This is a genomic window from Natronobacterium haloterrestre, assembly GCF_900112205.1.
Classification (GTDB): domain Archaea; phylum Halobacteriota; class Halobacteria; order Halobacteriales; family Natrialbaceae; genus Natronobacterium; species Natronobacterium haloterrestre.
This window is the reverse complement of the sequence record NZ_FOKW01000007.1, coordinates 1-18,474: the sequence shown is the minus strand read 5'-3', so window position 1 is coordinate 18,474 and position 18,474 is coordinate 1. Positions and strand designations below refer to the sequence as shown.

At 57.5% G+C, this 18,474-nt stretch carries 15 protein-coding genes and 2 pseudogenes; 9 read left to right on the top strand and 8 right to left on the bottom strand.

Annotated elements, in window-relative coordinates:
* Positions 1 to 441: 441 nt before the first annotated feature.
* From BM113_RS13665 to BM113_RS13655, 3 genes are all read left to right on the top strand, one after another.
* On the top strand, positions 442 to 1,119 hold the full coding sequence (locus BM113_RS13665; RefSeq protein WP_089788633.1) for a helix-turn-helix domain-containing protein: 678 nt from the start codon (positions 442 to 444) through the stop codon (positions 1,117 to 1,119).
* A gap of 175 nt (positions 1,120 to 1,294) precedes the next feature.
* Positions 1,295 to 2,071 carry an enoyl-CoA hydratase/isomerase family protein gene (locus tag BM113_RS13660; RefSeq protein WP_089788632.1) on the top strand — a complete coding sequence of 259 codons (777 nt, stop codon included), beginning with the start codon at positions 1,295 to 1,297 and terminating at the stop codon, positions 2,069 to 2,071.
* Between the two features lie 204 nt (positions 2,072 to 2,275).
* On the top strand, positions 2,276 to 2,923 hold the full coding sequence (locus tag BM113_RS13655) for a hypothetical protein (protein ID WP_089788631.1): 648 nt from the start codon (positions 2,276 to 2,278) through the stop codon (positions 2,921 to 2,923).
* A gap of 320 nt (positions 2,924 to 3,243) precedes the next feature.
* Here BM113_RS13655 and BM113_RS13650 read toward each other — a convergent pair whose 3' ends face one another.
* Together BM113_RS13650 and BM113_RS22650 are read right to left on the bottom strand one after the other, a co-directional pair.
* Positions 3,244 to 4,083 (bottom strand): hypothetical protein, encoded by an 840-nt coding sequence (locus BM113_RS13650; RefSeq protein ID WP_089788630.1) that lies wholly within the window; start codon positions 4,081 to 4,083, stop codon positions 3,244 to 3,246.
* Positions 4,084 to 4,416: 333 nt separating this feature from the next.
* A pseudogene (locus BM113_RS22650) lies at positions 4,417 to 4,509 on the bottom strand (aspartate carbamoyltransferase regulatory subunit); the annotation flags it as partial.
* 163 nt (positions 4,510 to 4,672) lie between these two features.
* On the opposite strand from BM113_RS22650, the gene BM113_RS13640 reads away from it, so the two are divergent.
* Complete coding sequence (locus BM113_RS13640) at positions 4,673 to 5,299, top strand: RAD55 family ATPase (protein ID WP_089788629.1); 627 nt, start codon at positions 4,673 to 4,675, stop codon at positions 5,297 to 5,299.
* 55 nt (positions 5,300 to 5,354) lie between these two features.
* Here BM113_RS13640 and BM113_RS22345 read toward each other — a convergent pair whose 3' ends face one another.
* Complete coding sequence (locus BM113_RS22345; protein ID WP_177209172.1) at positions 5,355 to 6,014, bottom strand: hypothetical protein; 660 nt, start codon at positions 6,012 to 6,014, stop codon at positions 5,355 to 5,357.
* A 504-nt stretch (positions 6,015 to 6,518) separates the two neighbouring features.
* Between BM113_RS22345 and BM113_RS13635 the strand changes: the two genes are divergently transcribed.
* On the top strand, positions 6,519 to 7,088 hold the full coding sequence (locus BM113_RS13635; protein ID WP_089788628.1) for a hypothetical protein: 570 nt from the start codon (positions 6,519 to 6,521) through the stop codon (positions 7,086 to 7,088).
* Positions 7,075 to 8,130 carry a tyrosine-type recombinase/integrase gene (locus tag BM113_RS13630; protein ID WP_177209171.1) on the top strand — a complete coding sequence of 352 codons (1,056 nt, stop codon included), beginning with the start codon at positions 7,075 to 7,077 and terminating at the stop codon, positions 8,128 to 8,130. Before BM113_RS13635 ends, BM113_RS13630 begins: the two co-directional genes overlap by 14 nt.
* Before the next feature lie 83 nt (positions 8,131 to 8,213).
* Here the strand turns inward: BM113_RS13630 and BM113_RS21925 are convergent, their stop codons facing one another.
* Positions 8,214 to 8,648 carry a hypothetical protein gene (locus BM113_RS21925; protein ID WP_143095843.1) on the bottom strand — a complete coding sequence of 145 codons (435 nt, stop codon included), beginning with the start codon at positions 8,646 to 8,648 and terminating at the stop codon, positions 8,214 to 8,216.
* A gap of 184 nt (positions 8,649 to 8,832) precedes the next feature.
* Complete coding sequence (locus BM113_RS21920; RefSeq protein WP_143095842.1) at positions 8,833 to 9,021, bottom strand: hypothetical protein; 189 nt, start codon at positions 9,019 to 9,021, stop codon at positions 8,833 to 8,835.
* A gap of 208 nt (positions 9,022 to 9,229) precedes the next feature.
* Here BM113_RS21920 and BM113_RS13615 point away from each other — a divergent pair, with 208 nt between their 5' ends.
* The 3 genes from BM113_RS13615 to BM113_RS13605 all read left to right on the top strand — a co-directional run bounded on the left by BM113_RS13615 (position 9,230) and on the right by BM113_RS13605 (position 13,851).
* Positions 9,230 to 10,450, top strand: a complete 1,221-nt coding sequence (locus BM113_RS13615; protein ID WP_089788624.1) for a hypothetical protein — start codon at positions 9,230 to 9,232, stop codon at positions 10,448 to 10,450.
* A gap of 86 nt (positions 10,451 to 10,536) precedes the next feature.
* Positions 10,537 to 11,481 (top strand): hypothetical protein, encoded by a 945-nt coding sequence (locus tag BM113_RS13610; protein WP_089788623.1) that lies wholly within the window; start codon positions 10,537 to 10,539, stop codon positions 11,479 to 11,481.
* Between the two features lie 420 nt (positions 11,482 to 11,901).
* The gene (locus BM113_RS13605) at positions 11,902 to 13,851 is read left to right on the top strand and encodes a restriction endonuclease (protein WP_089788850.1); all 1,950 of its coding nucleotides are present in this window, start codon (positions 11,902 to 11,904) and stop codon (positions 13,849 to 13,851) included.
* Positions 13,852 to 13,932: 81 nt separating this feature from the next.
* Here the strand turns inward: BM113_RS13605 and BM113_RS13600 are convergent, their stop codons facing one another.
* The 3 genes and pseudogenes from BM113_RS13600 to BM113_RS13590 form a co-directional block, all read right to left on the bottom strand.
* A complete protein-coding gene (locus BM113_RS13600) occupies positions 13,933 to 15,765 on the bottom strand; it encodes a DUF262 domain-containing protein (protein WP_089788622.1) in 1,833 nt (610 codons plus the stop codon).
* Positions 15,766 to 15,972: 207 nt separating this feature from the next.
* Positions 15,973 to 16,518 (bottom strand): TATA-box-binding protein, encoded by a 546-nt coding sequence (locus tag BM113_RS13595; protein ID WP_089788621.1) that lies wholly within the window; start codon positions 16,516 to 16,518, stop codon positions 15,973 to 15,975.
* Positions 16,515 to 18,392 (bottom strand): annotated as a pseudogene (locus BM113_RS13590) (helicase-related protein); the annotation flags it as partial. The pseudogene BM113_RS13590 and the gene BM113_RS13595, both read right to left, overlap by 4 nt.
* Positions 18,393 to 18,474 lie beyond the last annotated feature (82 nt).

Genomic DNA, 18,474 nt, shown 5'->3' with positions numbered 1-18,474 from the left:
ATCACAGGGGCCCAGCCCCAAGCGCTCCTATCCCCGCTGCTGTGGGTGACCGCGTCGAGAGTTCGTCTCGGCCGCCGGCGCGGTGTTGCTGCTTGTCCTCGGGCGATTCATCCCTCTGGGTCGGCTGCGCCCGCCGCCGGCAGCCGTTGACCGACAGCCCTCGGCGTCGTCCTCAGCCTGACGTTCGTCGCTGGGCCGTTTCTCGTCACCGCGAAGGTCGGCTTCGACGACGTCGACCCACGACTCGAGACGGTCGTTCCCATCGAGTCGCGCCGTACAGATACCTATTCGAATCCCGAAACGTATCCGATCGTTCCGATCATATTTCCCGTCATTTTACGGCGAACGAATATCCCAGATCGTGGACTATCAGGCCTATCGGTGCTAATCTCTTTGGAAGTGAGGTTAATGCGGTCCCCGTCGTATCGGTGAGTGAGACATATGACATCCATCGCAGACATCGAGCTTCCGGCCGAGGGGACCGGACTGGCGGAGCTGTTCGAGGCGGTACCGTCGCTAACCTGTGAGATGGAGCGCGTGATCGCCTCGAGCGGCCACGGACTCTGGCTCTCCGGTCCCTCCCGCGAGGAGGTCGAGGGCGCACTCGCCGAGGCGTCGGCGATCAGCGGTTACTCGCTCATCAACGGCGAGGACGACCGCTGGCTGTACGACATCGAGTTCGATCCGGACACCGTCGACCCGTTCGAGGCCGTCCTCGAGGAGAACGGGACGGTCCTCAGCGCGTCCGCGTCGAACGGCACCTGGCTGCTGAGCATCCGCGTCGTCGAGCGCGAGCACGTGAGTTCGCTGTACGACCGTTTCGTCGATCACGACGTTTCGCCGACGATCGTCCGTCTGTACGACCTGGAACAGGAGACCCACTCCCAGTGTGGGCTCACCACCCGCCAGTACGAGACGCTCGTTGCCGCGATCGACCACGGCTACTTCGAGATCCCGCGCGAGGTCTCGATGCAGGAACTCTCGGACGAGCTCGACATCTCGCACCAGGCGCTGTCCGAGCGACTCCGCCGTGCCTACCGGGCGCTCGTCACCTCGGAACTCAACGTCACCGAGGAGGAGGCAAATCCGCCGCCGATGGCCTCGACGAACTCGGACTGAGCGACCAGGCAGCCGTAACCGGGTTCTCGTCCCGGTCCAGCCGCAGTCCGGCGTCGACGGGGCTACCCGCCCTTCCTCTCCTCCGGCCTCGGCCGTTTGTCCGCGGACGCCGTTTTCGCCGATCGTCATCCGTGCGACACCTACAATTAAGAGTCGTCCACGCGACCCTCGAGGCATGCACGTCGACACGGACGACGGCGTACTCGAGATCACGTTCGATCGACCGGGGGTCCTCAACGCGATCACGCGCGAGACCGCCGTCACCCTCGCGGAGACGATCGAAGATGCCTCGCCCGAGGAGTATCACGCGATCGTCCTCTCGGGGGAAGGCGACGCGTTCAGCGCCGGCGGCGACGTCGAAGCGATGGCCGAAGAACCCGTCGCGCCCCGGGCGGAATACGAGGAGGTCGAGGAAACGTTCGGTCGCGTCGTCGAGGCGATGCTCGAGTGTCCGGTGCCGATCGTCGCGAAGGTAAACGGCGACGCCGTTGGAGCGGGACTGGCGATCGTCGCGCTGTCGGACATCGCCTACGCCGCCGCGGACGCGACCTTCTCCTGTGCGTTCGTCAAGGTCGGGTTGATCCCCGACACCGGCGGGACCTTCATGCTCCCCGAGATCGTCGGCCTGCGGACGGCGAAGAAACTCGCGTTCACCGGGGAGTTCTTCGACGCCGAGCGTGCGGCAGACCTCGACCTCGTCAACGAGGCCGTCCCGGCCGACGAACTCGAGACGCGGGTAACCGAGACGGTCGATCGACTCGGCCGCCGCCCCACGGACGTGATCGGCATGATGAAACAGGCGATGCACGAGAACCTGGGGCGACGCTGGGACGAGGCGCTCGATTACGAGAACATGCTGCAGGTCCAGGCGCGGGCGACGGAGTCCCACGAGGAGGGCGTGGCCGCGTTCCTCGAGGGGCGGGAACCGGCGTTCAACGAGTACGACGACTGAGAGCGGGCGCGAGTATCGGCCGCTCGGGACTCGAACCGGGGGGAGACGCTCGAACGGAGCCGATCGAACGGAGCCGATCGAACGGCGGTGGGACGGCGATGGTTCGCTTTGCCCGAAAGTCGGCCGAGCCCGAAACACGCCGCGGAACCGCCAGCCACAGCAAGCACCACCGTCTTTGGCGCGGTTGCCGTTAGTGGGAGCGCAATGTCACCACAGTTCACTGACGACGACATCGGCAAGACCGTCGTCAACGCGAACGGAGACGAGGTCGGTATCGTCGCGGACGTCGAGCACGGTACAGCACACGTCGAACCGGATCCGGGGATCACGGACACGATCAAGGCGAAACTCGGCTGGGGCGGGACCGACGAGCACGCCTACCCGCTCCAGGAGCAGGCGGTGTCACAGGTGACGTCGGACGCGATCCACCTCGAGAGCGACCTCTCGGGGACCGGAACGGGAACGAGCGGCCGGGAAACGACCGGAACCGGGACAGGGGCCGACACCCGAACCGAATCCGGGACCCCGGGGACCGGCTCGGGGCGAGACATGGGCACCGATCGAGGGAGCGACGTCGGCGACGACCAGGGCCTGATGGACGACGATGACGACGACCTCATCGGTGACGACGATAACGAAGGCATGATTCGCGACGATGACGACGACGACCTCATCGGCGACGACGATAACGAAGGCATGATTCGCGACGATGACGACGACGACCTCATCGGCGACGACGATGACGATGACGGGCTGATGAGCGATGACGACGACGACCTCATCGGCGACGACGATGACGACGACGGGCTGATGAGCGACGACGACCGGACGCGCGACGACGACACTATCTGAATCGTCAGTGGGTCACGTGTCGTCCTCGAGCCGCTCCGTTCGCCCGCGGACCCCCTACTCCTCGTCCCGATAGTCGCCGGTCGCGATTCCGGCCCGGCCCTGCACGGGAGCTCAATTTCTCCCTCGAGCGACTGCTTTAGGACGAAGTGGACGACGACTCGAGCGGACCAACGGAAAAACACGGTGACAGGAGCGGGCCGTTTCGACCCCGCCAGCCGGAGTAATACGCGATACTAACCGTCGGCGTCGGAGCCACCCGTTCGGAAAGACGCGATTACGGCCATACCGGGCGGCCAGTGTCCGAGGCGAGCCGTCACCGCTCACTCCGTCGATCCCGGTTCGCCGAACGACTCGCCCTCCCGCTGATCGGCCCGGCGTCGACGCAGCGCCGCCCGCGCGTTCGAAGCCTCGTACCCGAACAGGACGCTCTCCCCGTACTCCTCGGCGACCTCGAGGGCGTGAATCAGGTTGTCGACGTCGACGTTGACCGCGTAGAGTTCGATGCTGAACGGCGTCTCGAGGGCGCTGTCGAAGCCGCGCGCGATCGTCTCGAGCCAGTAGGTCGTCTCGTAGGCAGTATCGTACAGCGGGACGACGAACTCGTCGACGTACTCCGCCAGCGCCTCGAGGTCGAGGCCGGCCCGCTCGTAGAGGTGGCCCGGATACGGATCGGGGTACAGCGTCAGGTAGACCCGGCCGGGAATCCTGTCGGCGGCCGCTTCGACGAACTCCGTGATGACCTCGGCCCGCCAGTCGAAGCGGTCGTCGTGGTCGCTCTCCTCGAATCGCTGCTCGCAGACGCCACACCGGCAGTACTCCGCCCGCGGGAAGCCGACGTCGTCGAGGCGGACGTCCTCGTTCGCGTCGACGCAATCGTCGATGACGTCGAACAGCCCGTCCCGGTAGTCCTCCCGCGAGGGGCAGATGTAGTCCCAGTCGAAGTACGTTCGATCCCGTGTCGCGGGCCGGCCCATGTCGTCGACGGGGACCAGCGAAGGGTCCGCGTCGGAGGCCGCGTTGTCCCCGAAACAGGAGACCATGTTGACCCCGTCCTCGATTGGTTCGGCGGACCTGCCGGTCACGTCTTTGACTTCGTAGAAGCCGCGGTCGAACTCCGGCCACCGGACCTCCTCAGCGTTGCGGGTGACGACGCCGTACATAGCTCAGAGTACGGCGCGGTCGCCGTAAGCCGTTCGGAATCCCGAGTCCGGCCCCGGTAGTCCAAAGGAAGCGGGCCGGGGCTGGACGAGGGACCGATCAGGGCGGACGGACGGTTCGTGAACTATTCGGTCGGTTCGTACTCGATCTCCTCGACGTCGGCGTCCGAGCCGCTGAAGACGACTTTCCAGAGGACGACGACGGCGACCAGGGCGAGCAGGATTTTGATAGTACGTGACATGTACGTGTGGACGAACGGTCGAGACGCACTTAGCTATTCTGGATAGTTCTCAGGACGAGAACGTCCACGGTGTCGCCAGGGGCCCTCCCCCGCGTCAGGTCGCGTCGATCAGCGATGCAATCTCGTCACGAACGATGGTTCCGCAGTACACACAGCGCACGCCGTCCTCGAGCACCTCGATTCTTGAATCCCCTCGTTCTCCGTTTCCGAATCCCCGATCCGATCCACACTCGAGGGACCACAGCGACCGGTCGGGTGCGGTGATTTTCCGGCCGCGGTGACTGCGATAATTGGCGGCCGAACCGAAGGCAAAGAATTATGCAGACAGTCCAGCAAACACTCACAATCGCATGGTGGATCGGCTGGAAACCGGGATCGACGTGTTGGATCGGAAGCTCGACGGCGGGTTGCCTCCGGGGTATATCGTCGCGTACACTGCCGATCCGGCGAGCCAGTCGGAACTGCTCCTGTACGAACTGACGGCCGCCCGCGGGACCCTCTACCTGACCACCGAGCGTTCCGACGGCGTCGTCCGCCACACGCTCGAGTGCTCGCCGTCCGCCGTCGGGAGTCCGACGGTCAGACACGTCTCGAGCGACGCCCCGCTCGAGGAGGCGACGCGCCTCGTCGAGGCGCTTCCCGACGGGGCGAACCTCGTCGTCGACACGATGAACGTTCTCGAGCGAAGCGACCGCGAGGAGTACGTCACCTTCCTCAACGAACTCAAAGAGAAGATGACCGAGACGGGCAGCATCGCGATGTTACACTGCCTGCGGGAACGGGAGACGCCCGACAACCGGTCGCACACGTATCACGCCGCCGACGCCGTGTTCGATTTACAGACCGACGTGTCGGGGACCGAGATCGAGAACCACCTCACCATTCCGAAGTTCCGCCACGGCGGGCAACCCGTCGAGTCGATCAAACTCGAGTTGACCGAGGAAGTGGCCATCGACACGAGTCGGGACATCGCCTAGGCGCGACCGGCGCGGACCGAAGCGACGAACGGGAGAGAAAAATCAGCGGTTCCCGTTAGAAGTCAAACGAGAACAGGCCTCCCGAGCTATCGGCTCCACTGTCGCCGCTGTCCGCACTGCTTATCGTCGTCCCCTGCTGGACGTTCGTGTTCGACTGGTTGATGTCCGTCGACGTAGTGGCGTCACCGGACTCGAGGTCCTGGTCGCCGACCTCGACGTTGATGTCAACCAGGTCCTCATCTACCGGCTCTTCGGGCGGTTCAGGTTCTGGCGGTTCAGGTTCCGGCGGTTCAGGTTCTGGCGGTTCAGGTGCAGGAGTACAGTCGATCGAGACAATTTCGGTCTCAGTTCGAGTGGCGGCACCTGGTGGTTGTCTTGCCGAGAACGTAACAGTGGTATTTGTCTCATTTTGTAGTCCGGAAACTTCCACAATTTGACATGGGTTTCCAGTCGGTAGGTTGAAATTACTTGGATCTGCCGACCCAGATGGGGCAACTACTGTATCAACGCGAATATTATCCGAATCAGCTGCCTGACGGCAGACCTCAATTTGGGCAGTGCCTGCTTCGCAGTCGAATGCGACGAGGTTAGTACTAATTAGGTTTGTCTCCTGTTGTGCTGAAGCACTCGTTGCGAACGCTCCCCCTCCAACGACTGTCGCCGCACTTGCTTTCAATACGCTACGCCGTGATACCGTCGATGAATCCTTTGTCATAGTTATCACTCCTGTCGCAATCCGCTCTGAGAGGGGTCCTCTCCCCAGGGAACGGATACCCCTCGAGAACGACTACCACCGACGAGGGAAGTATAATCGAACTATCGTTGCAAACGCAACTCGGGTATTAACGTACGAAAAACGGACACTATCTCGAGCGAAATCGACTCAAGACCGCCGTACACCGAAACGGTCGGTCGAACGACGCGAAACAATCACGAGTTCGACCGCCGGACGGAAACCGTTTCAGCCGATAATCCGACGTTCTCGAGCACGACATGGCATGGTTGCCGGAGGGAAACGACCGGAACGTCGCAGGGACGCCTAGCAGGGCTGTGATTCCACTCGGGGGACGAAAGACGAAGAAAACGAGAAGACGACGGGAACCGAAACGAAACCAGACGGTCGGTGCGGTTATTCCTTACCGAACATCTGGCGCATGTTAGGATTGGTTCTATACTAAATCTATAAATCTTTATTAGACTGGTTCACCTGGACTACGGCATGCCTCGAAATGGCCGGGACCAGATCAACATCGCGGTGGACCCGGATCTCAAAGCCGACTGGGAACGGGCCATCGAAGAAACTGGCCGATACGATTCGATGACCCAGCTCATCAGACAATCCGTGGAAAACGAGCTGATCCGAATCGGGTTTCGAGAGGGAATCGACGTTGACATCCCAGACCAGAATTCACAGCCCGCGGATGTCGATCTCTCCGGCGTCGAAGCCGAACTTTCCGAAGTCAAGGAGGAGCTCCGAGGTGTCAGTCAACGGATCGAGCGAATCAGTCTCGCTACTGACGCGCAGCAGGATACCGAACTGATGGAGTTGGCGAGCCAGCTGCACGATGAACTACCGAGAGTGAGTGATCCGGAGACTCTCTCCGAACAGTCACCGACCGAATCCGGCGCATGGGAGGGACAACCGTGGAGACTGGCCAAGAGCGTCGATGAATCCGAGTACGACGTCACCCGAGCGTTGGCGTTACTCGAACAGCAGATGAGCCGAGTGAAGAGTACGACCGTCGTCGTCGATGGCTCCCCGCACAACGTATACTATGTCCAACAGTAAGGAGTCAGAAGCCGATTCAGAGGTCCTTACAGGAGTTCATAAAGAACTCCACGAGAAGTACTGCGCATTTCTCAAGCGGAGCGGGAAAGCCACGACGCTTCAAACCCGACGGTCGTGTCTCCGTCAGTGGATGATCCACTGCCAAGAACGGGGAGTCGATCCGACTACGGCGAAAGAAAGCGATGTCCGCGAATTTGTCGATCTGAACCTGCACAAGGCGGATACGATGGTGGCTTCCCTGCTGTCTACCGTCTCTGTGTTCTACATCTGGGCTTGCAATCGGGATTATTGCGAACGGAACCCGGCGGAGAACGTATCGCTGGACGATACGGACTACAATCACATTGACCCCCAAACCTCACAAAAGGTAAAGGTCCTCCAGCAACGCGGCGATACGGACGACGCCGTCGTCGCTATCCCTCCCGAAGACGTCCAGAAAATCTTCGAACATCCTGGATCGCCGGCGATACGGAACGAGTTGGTGATGCGGTTGCTGTATCAAACCGGCGTTCGATCGGTCGAACTGGCCAACGTGCGGATTTCAGATATCGACTTCGGAAAGCGGGAGATCCGTATCACGTCGGCGAAGGCGGATCCCGGTGACGAGAACTACATCCGGTACGTGTACTACCACGAAAATTTGGACTATCTGATGCGAGAGTGGGTACAGAAACAACGCCAATCGTACACGACGGCAGCCGATTCCGAATACCTCTTTCTCACTCAACAGAAGCCACAGATGAGACCGAGCTACATCAGTCGGATCGTGAAGGAACAAGCGAAAGAAGCGGGAGTCAACGAGCCGATCAGCGAGGACGCGAACGGAAACACGAGGTGGTTGGTGACAGCGCACACTCTTCGTCACTCGATGGCTTCGCACTCAGCCAACGGAACACATCCCGCCGATCCCGACGGAAGCGGAATTCCCGTCCACATGTTAGCCAAAGTTCTCGGACACCGAAAGCTCGATACGACGATGAAATACGTCTCGACGGACTGGGAACAGATCGGGAAGGTATTTCGGGAACGAGGGCCGCGGTAGATAACCTCGCTTGTGTTGTTCACAGTTCCGGCCGTGACCTTACAGTTCGTTTGAACCTAAAAAGTTCAGATCAGTTGTGCAGTCTACTCAGATTCGCTGGATGGATCGTAATTCTTCACCATTTCAATCAGCTCTGACGGTGGGATCCCGGTTTTCCCTGCCCAATTTTTGACTGCTTTATTTTCTGGATGAAGGTGTTCTTCGGGAATATCCTGAAGTACTTGAAGAGCCTGTTCAACTGTCGGATCGCGCCTTTCATCGTGTTCCTCGATGAGGCTCTGGATTTCATCTCGTTCCTCCTTGAGTTGTTCGAGTCGTTTCTCCTTCTGTTCGATCTCGTTATCGATTCGATCGAGACGCACAGTGAGTGCGGTCTTCATTTTGTTAGCCGTAACCCCACCAGAGAGATAGCTCTCGATAAGATCGTTCACCAATCCTGAGAAATTAATCTCGTCCCTACGATCGACCTCGTCTGCAAGATGTTCATCGATCGTAACCGACTTGCGTCTTTTACTCACGCTCGCCACCCCCAATTGAGTTGCTGCTGATTGGCCAGTGTTACCGTAATACTGATTCTGCACAGAACCGGGCTCAGAGGATGAGAGATCAGCGGGGAGAGTAGCTGTACGTACGTACTTACTATACTACTACAAATAATACAATAATAATATATCATACCGAGGGGGGTCCCCACTTTTGCGCTCATTCGTCATCCTCCAGTTGAGCGATCAAACAGCGAAGCTCCTCGATCTCAGCTTCGAATTCTCGCTGGCGAGTCTCCATCTCAGCTACCCGGCTCTCCAGATCGGGAATTACCCCTTGGTAGAGTCCGTTCACGTTCTCATCAACTCGATCGAGTTCTTCGTGAAGAGTGGATCCATCAATACTCATACCGACCACCCGTGACACAGACGAACGTCGAATTCACGCTCAACGAGGATCATGCACTGCGTTTGAGCGACTGGTCGTCGCTCAGTTTCGGAACGATTCTTCGGTGAGGTTCGTGTGATTTGTAACATCACACGCATTCGTAGCTCGGTTCAAGTCTCCGGCGCTGAGGCCACACCCCTTTTGAGGATAGATTTATATGTCTTCGATGATGGAGCCAGAAGATTGGAACGTCGATGATACTAAACTCGCGTCACAGTACGTATTGTCTGGAAGCGAACGGAGATACATTCTGACTGGAGACTGCGGAGGCCCTTCCGAAGCATACCTGAATCGGCAGATCAACGGAAAGGTGGATCTGTTGACCGAGCGAATTCAGGATTTCCTCGATGATATTTCCCTCTATCACCTTGGGGACTATTGGAACGAAAATGCCGTAGATCCCGATAGTCTCGTGTATCGTACGCAGTTAGTACGGGATCAAGAGATCAGTCGCACACCGCGTCAGAACGCGGGACCGGAAGCAGATCTCGCCTTCGAGATCGGGAGTCTGTTCGGAATGGCTCACTCTGATACCGATCCTACGAACCTCATCTGGGACTTTTTGCTGGGAGTAGTCGGTCGTCCGGGTGAAGAAATCGAGCAGGAGAGAGTTCACGTCCAAAGGATCATCGGTCAGATCGAAAAGCGATACGACCAACGCCTCTTCGAACTCGGCGCTAGCCTCGTTTTAGATGGTGAAGACGGGGTCGAAGAAATGTATGAGATCACCAGAGACGTCCTACGGGCTGAAGGAATTACCTCAACTGTGCCACTCATAACTTCGATCGTTCAGTATCAAATTGATCCTGAATTATCCAGTCTCGACCTCAACGAGTCAGCACACGAAGAGGTGATTGAGGATTTCCTATCATCAACCGGTGATCATCCAGAGAGACCGCAAGATTTCTCGAATGAGGATGATTGGGACGAAACGGGTATTCGATCCATCGTACATCGATTACTCGCAGAAACCCCCCTCCAGGAGTTAGAGGATTTGAAGTCTTCTCTCGAAGCGGATACACACCAGATCTACACGCGAAAGCAATTCGGAGCACAAGCCGAAGAAGTAATTCGGTGCCTTCCCATTGATGATACCAGTATCGGTCGAGATGCCATTCATTCCGAAATCCCCTCATCGAGAGCCATGGTGACCGCGGTTCTTTCGAGATTCTCTTCCCAGGAAGACACCCCACTGTGGGCCATGCAACCCGTCACCGAGGAAACGTCCGACGCGACGTGGAAACTCACTCCGTACGGTCGTCTGCTGTATAAAACGGTCTACGAGTACGAAGGATCGCCGACGTGGATATTTCGATTCGTGGCGAACCACGATACGCTAACCGATCAAGAGAGAACCATTATTTCTGATGTCTTAAGAGATCGTGATTGAGCCGTTATTGAAGGCTGTAGTCGGGTGATTTTGATTCGTAATTATAACGGCCAATGAGTTAAACTCGTGTCTATGAATATGGTGATATGGACATCGACGAGTCTACTAATCTTCCGCCGTTGAACGAAGAAACGCCACCACCTGATACACCCGTCGCCGTAGAATGGTGGCACGGTTTCACCGACGTTGGGGAACCAGAACTGGACACGCATCACGGATTCCACGACGCTGAACTCGTCTCCGACGGATCACCGCCGCCAGTACAAGATGGCGAGCTCGTGACCGCGTCTGGCGAACGAGTTTCTTCCGACAACGAACCCGACGATATGCGGGAATCACGGTACCTTTATCTCACGCACAGGGAGGCACTCTCGCGCGATATTTCACCGTGCGTCGAGTGCTTTCCGAGATACGCTACAGAGCGCCGACTCACTGAAGCACGAGAGGATGGGATTCTCACCGAATCGGGTGTAGAGGGAGCGGTGTTTCCGGTGTGGACACGATACGACCGCGATTCGGGATGGGATCTCGACTCCGTCCACGATTCGTACACGTCTCTCCTCTATCGGACTCGTGCGATCCGCGAGTACGCGGGATCAGCCGCCAGTAGACTTCGGTACTCGCTGGGACCGATTCGAAGGTGTGAGTATTCATCGTTCGAGGAAGCCGCTGCTGTCGATCCCACGATGGCACACGTCGAGGACCTCCGAACGATTCAACCGGACGAACTGCCTGACGCTCGGGATCAACTTGGTGATGAGATTCTCGGGATTCCCATCGAACACGAGCACAGACACACGGACACGGCAGACAAGCGTGCCTCGCTCGTACACCGCGCCGAGAATCCACCGTGCGGCTTCGAACGCGAGACGCGTCTCGGTCTCCTGGATGACGCCGACGAAGAGCTCCAAGACATTCTCGATTCGGAGCGACAGACGGTCGCCGACGTGATTGAGCGCGGAAACGTCGTCGAGTTCTGTGATGTTTGTTTCCCCGAACTCGCTGTCTGGGATTCGGAATCGGGCCGTTAGTCATCCTGGCGTCGGCAAGATACCAGTACTGCACCCTCAGAACAGTATTAGCTGCTGTCGTACTGTGGAGAGGTTCACCGATCAGAATTAAAAGCTGCCATCTGGCTGATTCCCGTGGACTGTGAGTGATACCGTAGGAGGAAGCCAATGGCTCGTCATTCACCGGAACTGATAACCTGTGCCAGTCTACAACACAGAGACATGAAACGGTTCCTTCGCTACTTCCTCTACCGCGAAGCGTATCGAGTCATTCGAAAGTCGATGCGTGACTCCGGATCGGATTCAACGTCCAACTCTCAGCCGATCGAACCCGGAAAGGCGATCGAAGAAGGACGATATCCAGTCGGAAATGCACCGAACTTTCCGGCTGATGGTGGTCGGATCGAATCACCGGAGCAGCTCAAATCCGTCCTCCAGCGGATGGATGCCTACGATTTCGAGCACTTCATCGGCGATCTCTGGGAACGGATGGGTTGGAAGACGGAGGTCTCGACGGCCGCTGCGGATAAGGGAGTAGACGTCGTCGCGCAGAAATCTACTCCGTACGAGCAGACGCTACTGATCCAAGCGAAGCGATACGGCCCGAACACGACCGTTGGGTCACCCGAGGTGCAACAGTACGCGAGTCTGCGACACCAGTACCACGGCGTCGATAAGGTGTTGCTCGTCACGACCAACGGCTACAGTCGTCAGGCGAAGGAACTCGCCGACCAGTTGAACGTCAAACTCATCAACGGCGACGAGCTCGTCCAACTCGTCCTGGAACACGACGCTCTCGACCTGGTCGTTGAGTATCTCGACTTTGTCGAAGCTATCCCCGAAGAGGACACCTCGCAGGCAGCGGGACAATCGGCCGATCGACCGGAAACCTCGTCCGAAGCAGGAGTATCGTCGTCGGAATCGGACGCATCGGCAACCCAACCGACTCAGATGGGCAGTCCGCCCTCGACGCGCTGGCACAAGGCGGTGATGGGGGCGACAATCGGCTGGGTCGTCGTCTTCTTCAGCGTGGTGGCGATCCCGGAGGCACTCTGGGGCCTACTGTTTCTGGTGACGTGGGTCGCGCTTCCGGCGGCGATGTTCCTCGATGCGCGTGAGATCGGCGACGTCACCGACTGGCCGAAGTACACGTGGGCCTACGTCCTCACGTCTTTGCTCTGGTTCGTCGCCGTCATTCCCGGCCTCGTCTATCTCTGGCGACGTCGATCTGTCCCGGTCAGGGAGTCACAGGAGGATTCGGAATCTGGCGAGCAAGCGTCGTCGTTCGATACGCCACGCACCAGTGAAGTCGAGGAGGACACGACTACGACAGGCGCGACGGACTCACGAGGCGACGGAGAGGAATCAGCGTCGGCATCCCGGTCATCACGCGAAGATTCCGACGATAGAGATTTCGCTCGCGTCATCGGCTACGAAGAGAAACGCTACACGTGTCAGGTGAATCGATCGGCGAACGGGGAGTGGCTCGTCGCGTACGGTCGTGGCACCGACCCCGACGACGCGCGTATGTTCATCTACGACGATACCGGGTTGCGAATTACGGAGACGATAGCTGAACCGGCGACCGCGTCGGTCGCCGATTCCGGACGAACCGTCGTTATCGATGCGCTCGATCCGGACGAACACTCGGCGAAACTCATTGTATTTGAACCGGACGGCACACAGCTCCTGACGCACTACTTCAACGCCGACGTCGCCGACTGCTGCGTGACGTCGGATGGTGAGTACGCGATCGTAACCACGTATCCGCCGGACGACAGCGCGTACGTATTCGACCTGGAGTCCGGTGACCGACGGACGAAGCACGAGTTACGCCACGAGAAAGCGAGACAGGTCACGCTTCGGACGGAAAATGGTGTGCGGGAGATCCAGTTCAGTACGGATACGGAGGCAGATCCGGCGTACGCTATCGATCTGGATGGCGAGGTCGTTTGGGAGGAAACTGATGATCGGGAGGAAACCGTGCAGGAGGATGTGGAGGAACGCGACGATCCACAGCACCTCCGCGAGATGATCGAGTCCCTCCGCGAGGCGTACGACGCTGCCGAGACCCAGCCGGAACGAAACGACGTCACGAAGTCGTTAGCAGACACCCATTGGTCGTTGGCGAACGCTCTCGAAGGTGACGATCCTGAAGCCATGCAGGATCACCTCGAACAAGCCAAGGAGCAGTACTTCGAACTGCTGCCCTGGTACGAGGGTAAGTCGGGAGCCGCGAAGGTGCTGCGGAAGCAGGGGACCTACTATATCGAACGCGGCGAGGGAGAACGAGCAGCGGAGTGTTTCCGACAGATCAAACAGCTCGAAGACGAGTACAGCGTCCAGTTGCTCACGGAAGAGGATGAGCGGCATTTAGAGTCGATCACATAGAGGACGTATGCGGCTACAGATAAGGCGCGTGAGTCTCAATCACTCCATCTCCTCCCACAAAAGCAGTTACGAGTTGGATTCTTACCAGTACGAAGACTTGGGCCCAGCCCAAACTTCGCTTGCTTTCTCTGCGAGCCACTTTCCCCTCTCAGCGATCGTATTTTCGTTCCACTCGTCCGACCAGTTCGTGACCAAGTAACGATTCACACGAAGGACGGTGTGTTCCTCGATCGCTTCGCGTTTAACGTCCCATGCTGCATTCGAAACGGAGGGGTTCAGTTTATCGGTGAGAATGGTCAGGTTGCCGATCTTGTTTTTCGCCTCGTCCCGCTCAATCCGCTCGACTTCTCGGGGCTTTTCTCCAGGCAGTTCCCAGTGATGGGACCACTCCTGAGGAAGAATGTGTTCGATCTCCAGATCCTGCGTGAATTCTAACGTCTCGCTGTAACCGGTATCCCGGAGTTCGCGTTCGATCGCCGAAAACACCATTTTCAACCGACGTTGGTTGACTCTCGCCCAATATTGGCGCTCCATCATCGTGTTCATCAAGTCATCGTCGGTGGGCCAGTAATCGCTCTCTCCTTCCTTGTCGTGAAGGAACTCTACGACCTTATCACCCACTCGATCGTCGTCACTGCGTTTTAATTCCTCTAATAGATCGATGAAGATCTTGTTGTAGTTCTTTGACGTCAGACGACAGAGCATACGCCGCATTAACCAACTTTCGATCGCCTCGATAGCTTTGACCCGCTGCGCTGGCGGGATATCCTGTTGGCCAAATATCCAGAGAAGAACCGGATAGGGTGTCGTAGTGTCGAGAACGTCCAGACGGTGGAAGAATACACCTTCACGCGTGTCCCGATCGGGCTCCGAGATGTCCTCGTAAATCGACGAATAGTAGTCGATATTTTGGAGGATCTCTTCCGTACTTAGATCGGTTCGATCGAGGAATTTCCTGAAGGCGGGGAAGAGCTTCTTCGCGCGGACCTGCTGCCCCATCTGCATCGTCAGCCAGTGCATGATGAAGACGTCTATCTTCGGCCGATCTAACCGGCCCTGCGACACTTCTTCGCGCCATTCGTCCTGGTCGAACTGCTTCCAGTATTCGTCGTGCAATTCACCCGGATCGTTCTGTTCGATCGTGGCTTCTCGGAACAAGTAATTCTTAATCAGGTCTGCCGCGAGAAGGGGCGTTCCTCGGGCGTTCAGCGTTTCGAAGATCACTTGCGCGTCGTCGTTCGATTCGAGGTCGATCACGACGATTCGGAGTAAGTGCCACAGTGTCGTAACCAACGCATCGAGGTGTTCTTCGGGCGGTTGGTCGTCTTCTTCTGCCCAGTCTCGAATTTGCTCTCGGAAGTATCTAAAACACTCATGGAGGTTCTCATCACCATCGAGCTCAGATACCTCTGACTCTGGGTCAGATAGCGCCATCACGTCGGTGAACGCGTCCTGATCTGCTTCGATAGGCCAGACCTTCAGACGGTCAGTTTCCGTGCTGGTCAGGTCCTTGTCGTTGTACATCAACTTCTCAAGCATGGACGCCGACTCCCCGTGGTCAAGATCAATGGACGCCTTATGAGCAGCTGAGAGGAGTACCTGTAACGTGATCAGACGCTGCTGACCGTCGATGATCTCACGAGTCTCCAGTTTCCGGGTCGGATTCGATTGCTGATCGAGAACGATCGCACCCAAGAAGTGGGGAGAGGTTTCGAGTTGTGCTTCGTCTCGTTCGAAGCGATCGGATGCTTCCGCTCGCCGTTCCATCAACTCGTCAACGACAAGTCGAAGATCCTCCCACAGGAGTTGCCAGTGTTCTTCCTCACTCCACACGTACGGCCGCTGGAACCTCGGAACGACGTACCGCGTATCCTTCCGAAAGATGTCTTTGAGATCGAGGGTGTCCGCCTTCATCGATGATCGGATGTTCTGCTGACATCGACATAAATGGTTCCCAGTTCTCGGAACGAAATATTAGCCAAGGAAGTCTGTATTGCTATTAAATTGATTTGCAGCTTGGATACTAATTTTCTGTGTACTCCTCGCTCCGCCTCGTTCTCCGAACCGTCAGAAATCTGCAGACAACAGGTCGCTGACTGCTAGTTCACCGAGATTGATTACCTAGACCAGCTTTTGAACCTTCGATTTGAGATGTTCGAATGCAGCATTAGCAGCCTCCCAATCGTTAGATCCGGTAACAACAATTTTTCCATTAGCGAATGTCAGAAGCACTGCATCCATACTTGAAGGACGGTAGATCAATCCGGGAAACTGTTCAGGCTCATACTCGACCGATTCTAATCCTAGACCAATCGACAACACGTTCAAATCGACGTCCTCACCGAGAGACGCAGTACAAACAATATTTTGCACCGCGAATTGCGTATCGGCCCCCTCATTAATCACTCCGAGTTCGGCTAACCTCCTCAAGAACATCTCATTCGTATCGTTTAGCTCGTCGTAGCTCGAACAGCCGCTAATGATGTACTTTCCACTCCGATACACGGTAATCAGGGGACCGTCCTTCTCAACACGAACGTACAGCCCGTGGTAATTGGATGGGTCATATTCGAGATATGGTGTGGACAGGTCTTCCTCAAGCGCCTCCAGATCTAACTCTGCGTGGAGGTCTCCCGATCCGACCACATTCGCAATTTCGACGTTCATCCGTTTTTAGGATGCGTATCCAGTACCAGTGAGGCCGTCACCAATTCGGGCTCTTCGGGTGTAACGTGCTTTTCTTCATCTAAACGAGCCAGTTCTTCGTCGCGTTCGCGTCGGAGCGACTCCAGCTGACGCTTCGCGTTCCCGATGGGTGCGGACATGTCTTTCCCTTGTTCGTCACGCTCCTTGTACGTCTCCAAGCGCTCCTCCCACTCGCTAATTTGCTCATCGAAGTGACGTTCCGCGTGCTGGCGCTTGATTTCCACCTCGCGTTCCCGTTCTTCCCTCGCTTCCCCTGCGAAGGATTCGACCTGGTCCCACGCTTCCATCTCCGCGATCTTGTGTAAGTCCGACGCCATCGACGTCAACCGGTCCAGTATCCCGTTGGAGACGACCTTTTCTGGCGGTAGCGTATCGATGATCTCGGGTTTGCTCGTCGAAACAGTCCTGTCTGGCGTGACGTATAACGGGACCAGTTTTTCGGTTACCGCCTCTCCCGCACCGGAGACGTACCCGAGCCGATAGTTGAAGAGAATCCCTGGGGCAGATTCGCCCTCCTCGGCGACTTTGACGGCGACATGTCCTCGAATGCGATCCGAATCTAAGCAGAACTCGATGAGCGATTGGACGAGCGGATGATCGAGGGCGATGAATTCGACGTCTTCGCGTTCCATCGCTACGCTCCGGGAGAAGGTTGCTGCCTCGTATCGAGATTTGACCTGGTCGCCCGAGAGTACGTCCGGTACGTCGAACTGGAAGACGTCGCCTTCAGCCCGGGCTGGTCCCGGCCGTATCCCGCGGATATCGCCCCCGAATTCGTCGAAGAAGACCCGGACGAGTACTTCGATGTCGTCCTCGCTAACGTCACCGTGCTGGCTCCGTTCGATGACCTCCAAGATCTCTTTGTCCTCGTCGGAGAGGTCGAACCGATCGCGGATAAGAAACTCATTTTCCACCGTCTGAAGCGCCTCCCGACGCTCTTCGATGGTTGCTTCGACGTCAGCCACAACCTCGTCCGTGGGTCGGTTCTCGGCGATTGCAGCCATGATCGTGTCGTCAAGGTCTACGTCCTCCAATATGCGGCCGAGAACGTCCGATCGCATTCCGAGATCGGATTCGATCTGATTCGTCTTCTCGATTAGCAGATTGAGGATCTCGCTTTCGCGGGTGTTCTTGAAGAAAAGATTTCGAATCTCGACGGTTCGCTCCTGTCCGTAGCGGTGAAGCCGCCCCATCCGCTGATCGATCCGAATCGGATTCCACGGAAGGTCGTAGTTCACCATGATGTGGGCGAATTGGAGGTTGAGCCCTTCCTGAGCCGCGTCAGTCGCAAGCATCAGGTTCGCTTCCTCCTCGAACTTCGCCATCTCCTGTCGGCGGCGGTCTTGGTCGAGATCGCCGTACACTTGCGCGACGTCGTGTTCCGGAAACACTTGATCGCGGAGGTATTCGAGCGTGTCAGTGTACTCGGTGAAGATGAGAATTTTCTCATCGGGATCGTTCGACAGAATCGTATCGACGAACTCCTTGAGGAGCTGTGCTTTCGAATCGGTCTCGATGTTCTTAGCCTGTTGCCAGAGCTGTTTGACTCGGTTCAGTTCCTCCTGGATCTGCGAGCGGTTCAGCGTAATCGTAACCGTCTCCAGTTCCTCCTCGACTCGCTGTCTCTCCGCGTCCGTCAACGTTTCTGGCTCGGTGCTGTACCGTGGGATGAGTTCTTGGACATCGTCGGAGATGTCCTCGGCAACGGCGTCGTTCTGGATGGCCCGCATCCGATTTTCGAGAGACATGCGGATGGCGTGGATGCTGGAGACCAGCCGCTTCTGGTAGATGACCATCGTGAAGCCAGCAGCCTTGTTCTCTTTGCTCTGTTGAATAGCGATCTAATCCGCCGATATCACTAGCTTAGAAGGATGAAGCCGAGGAATTCGATTCTGTCTATGGAAATCGATATCCTCG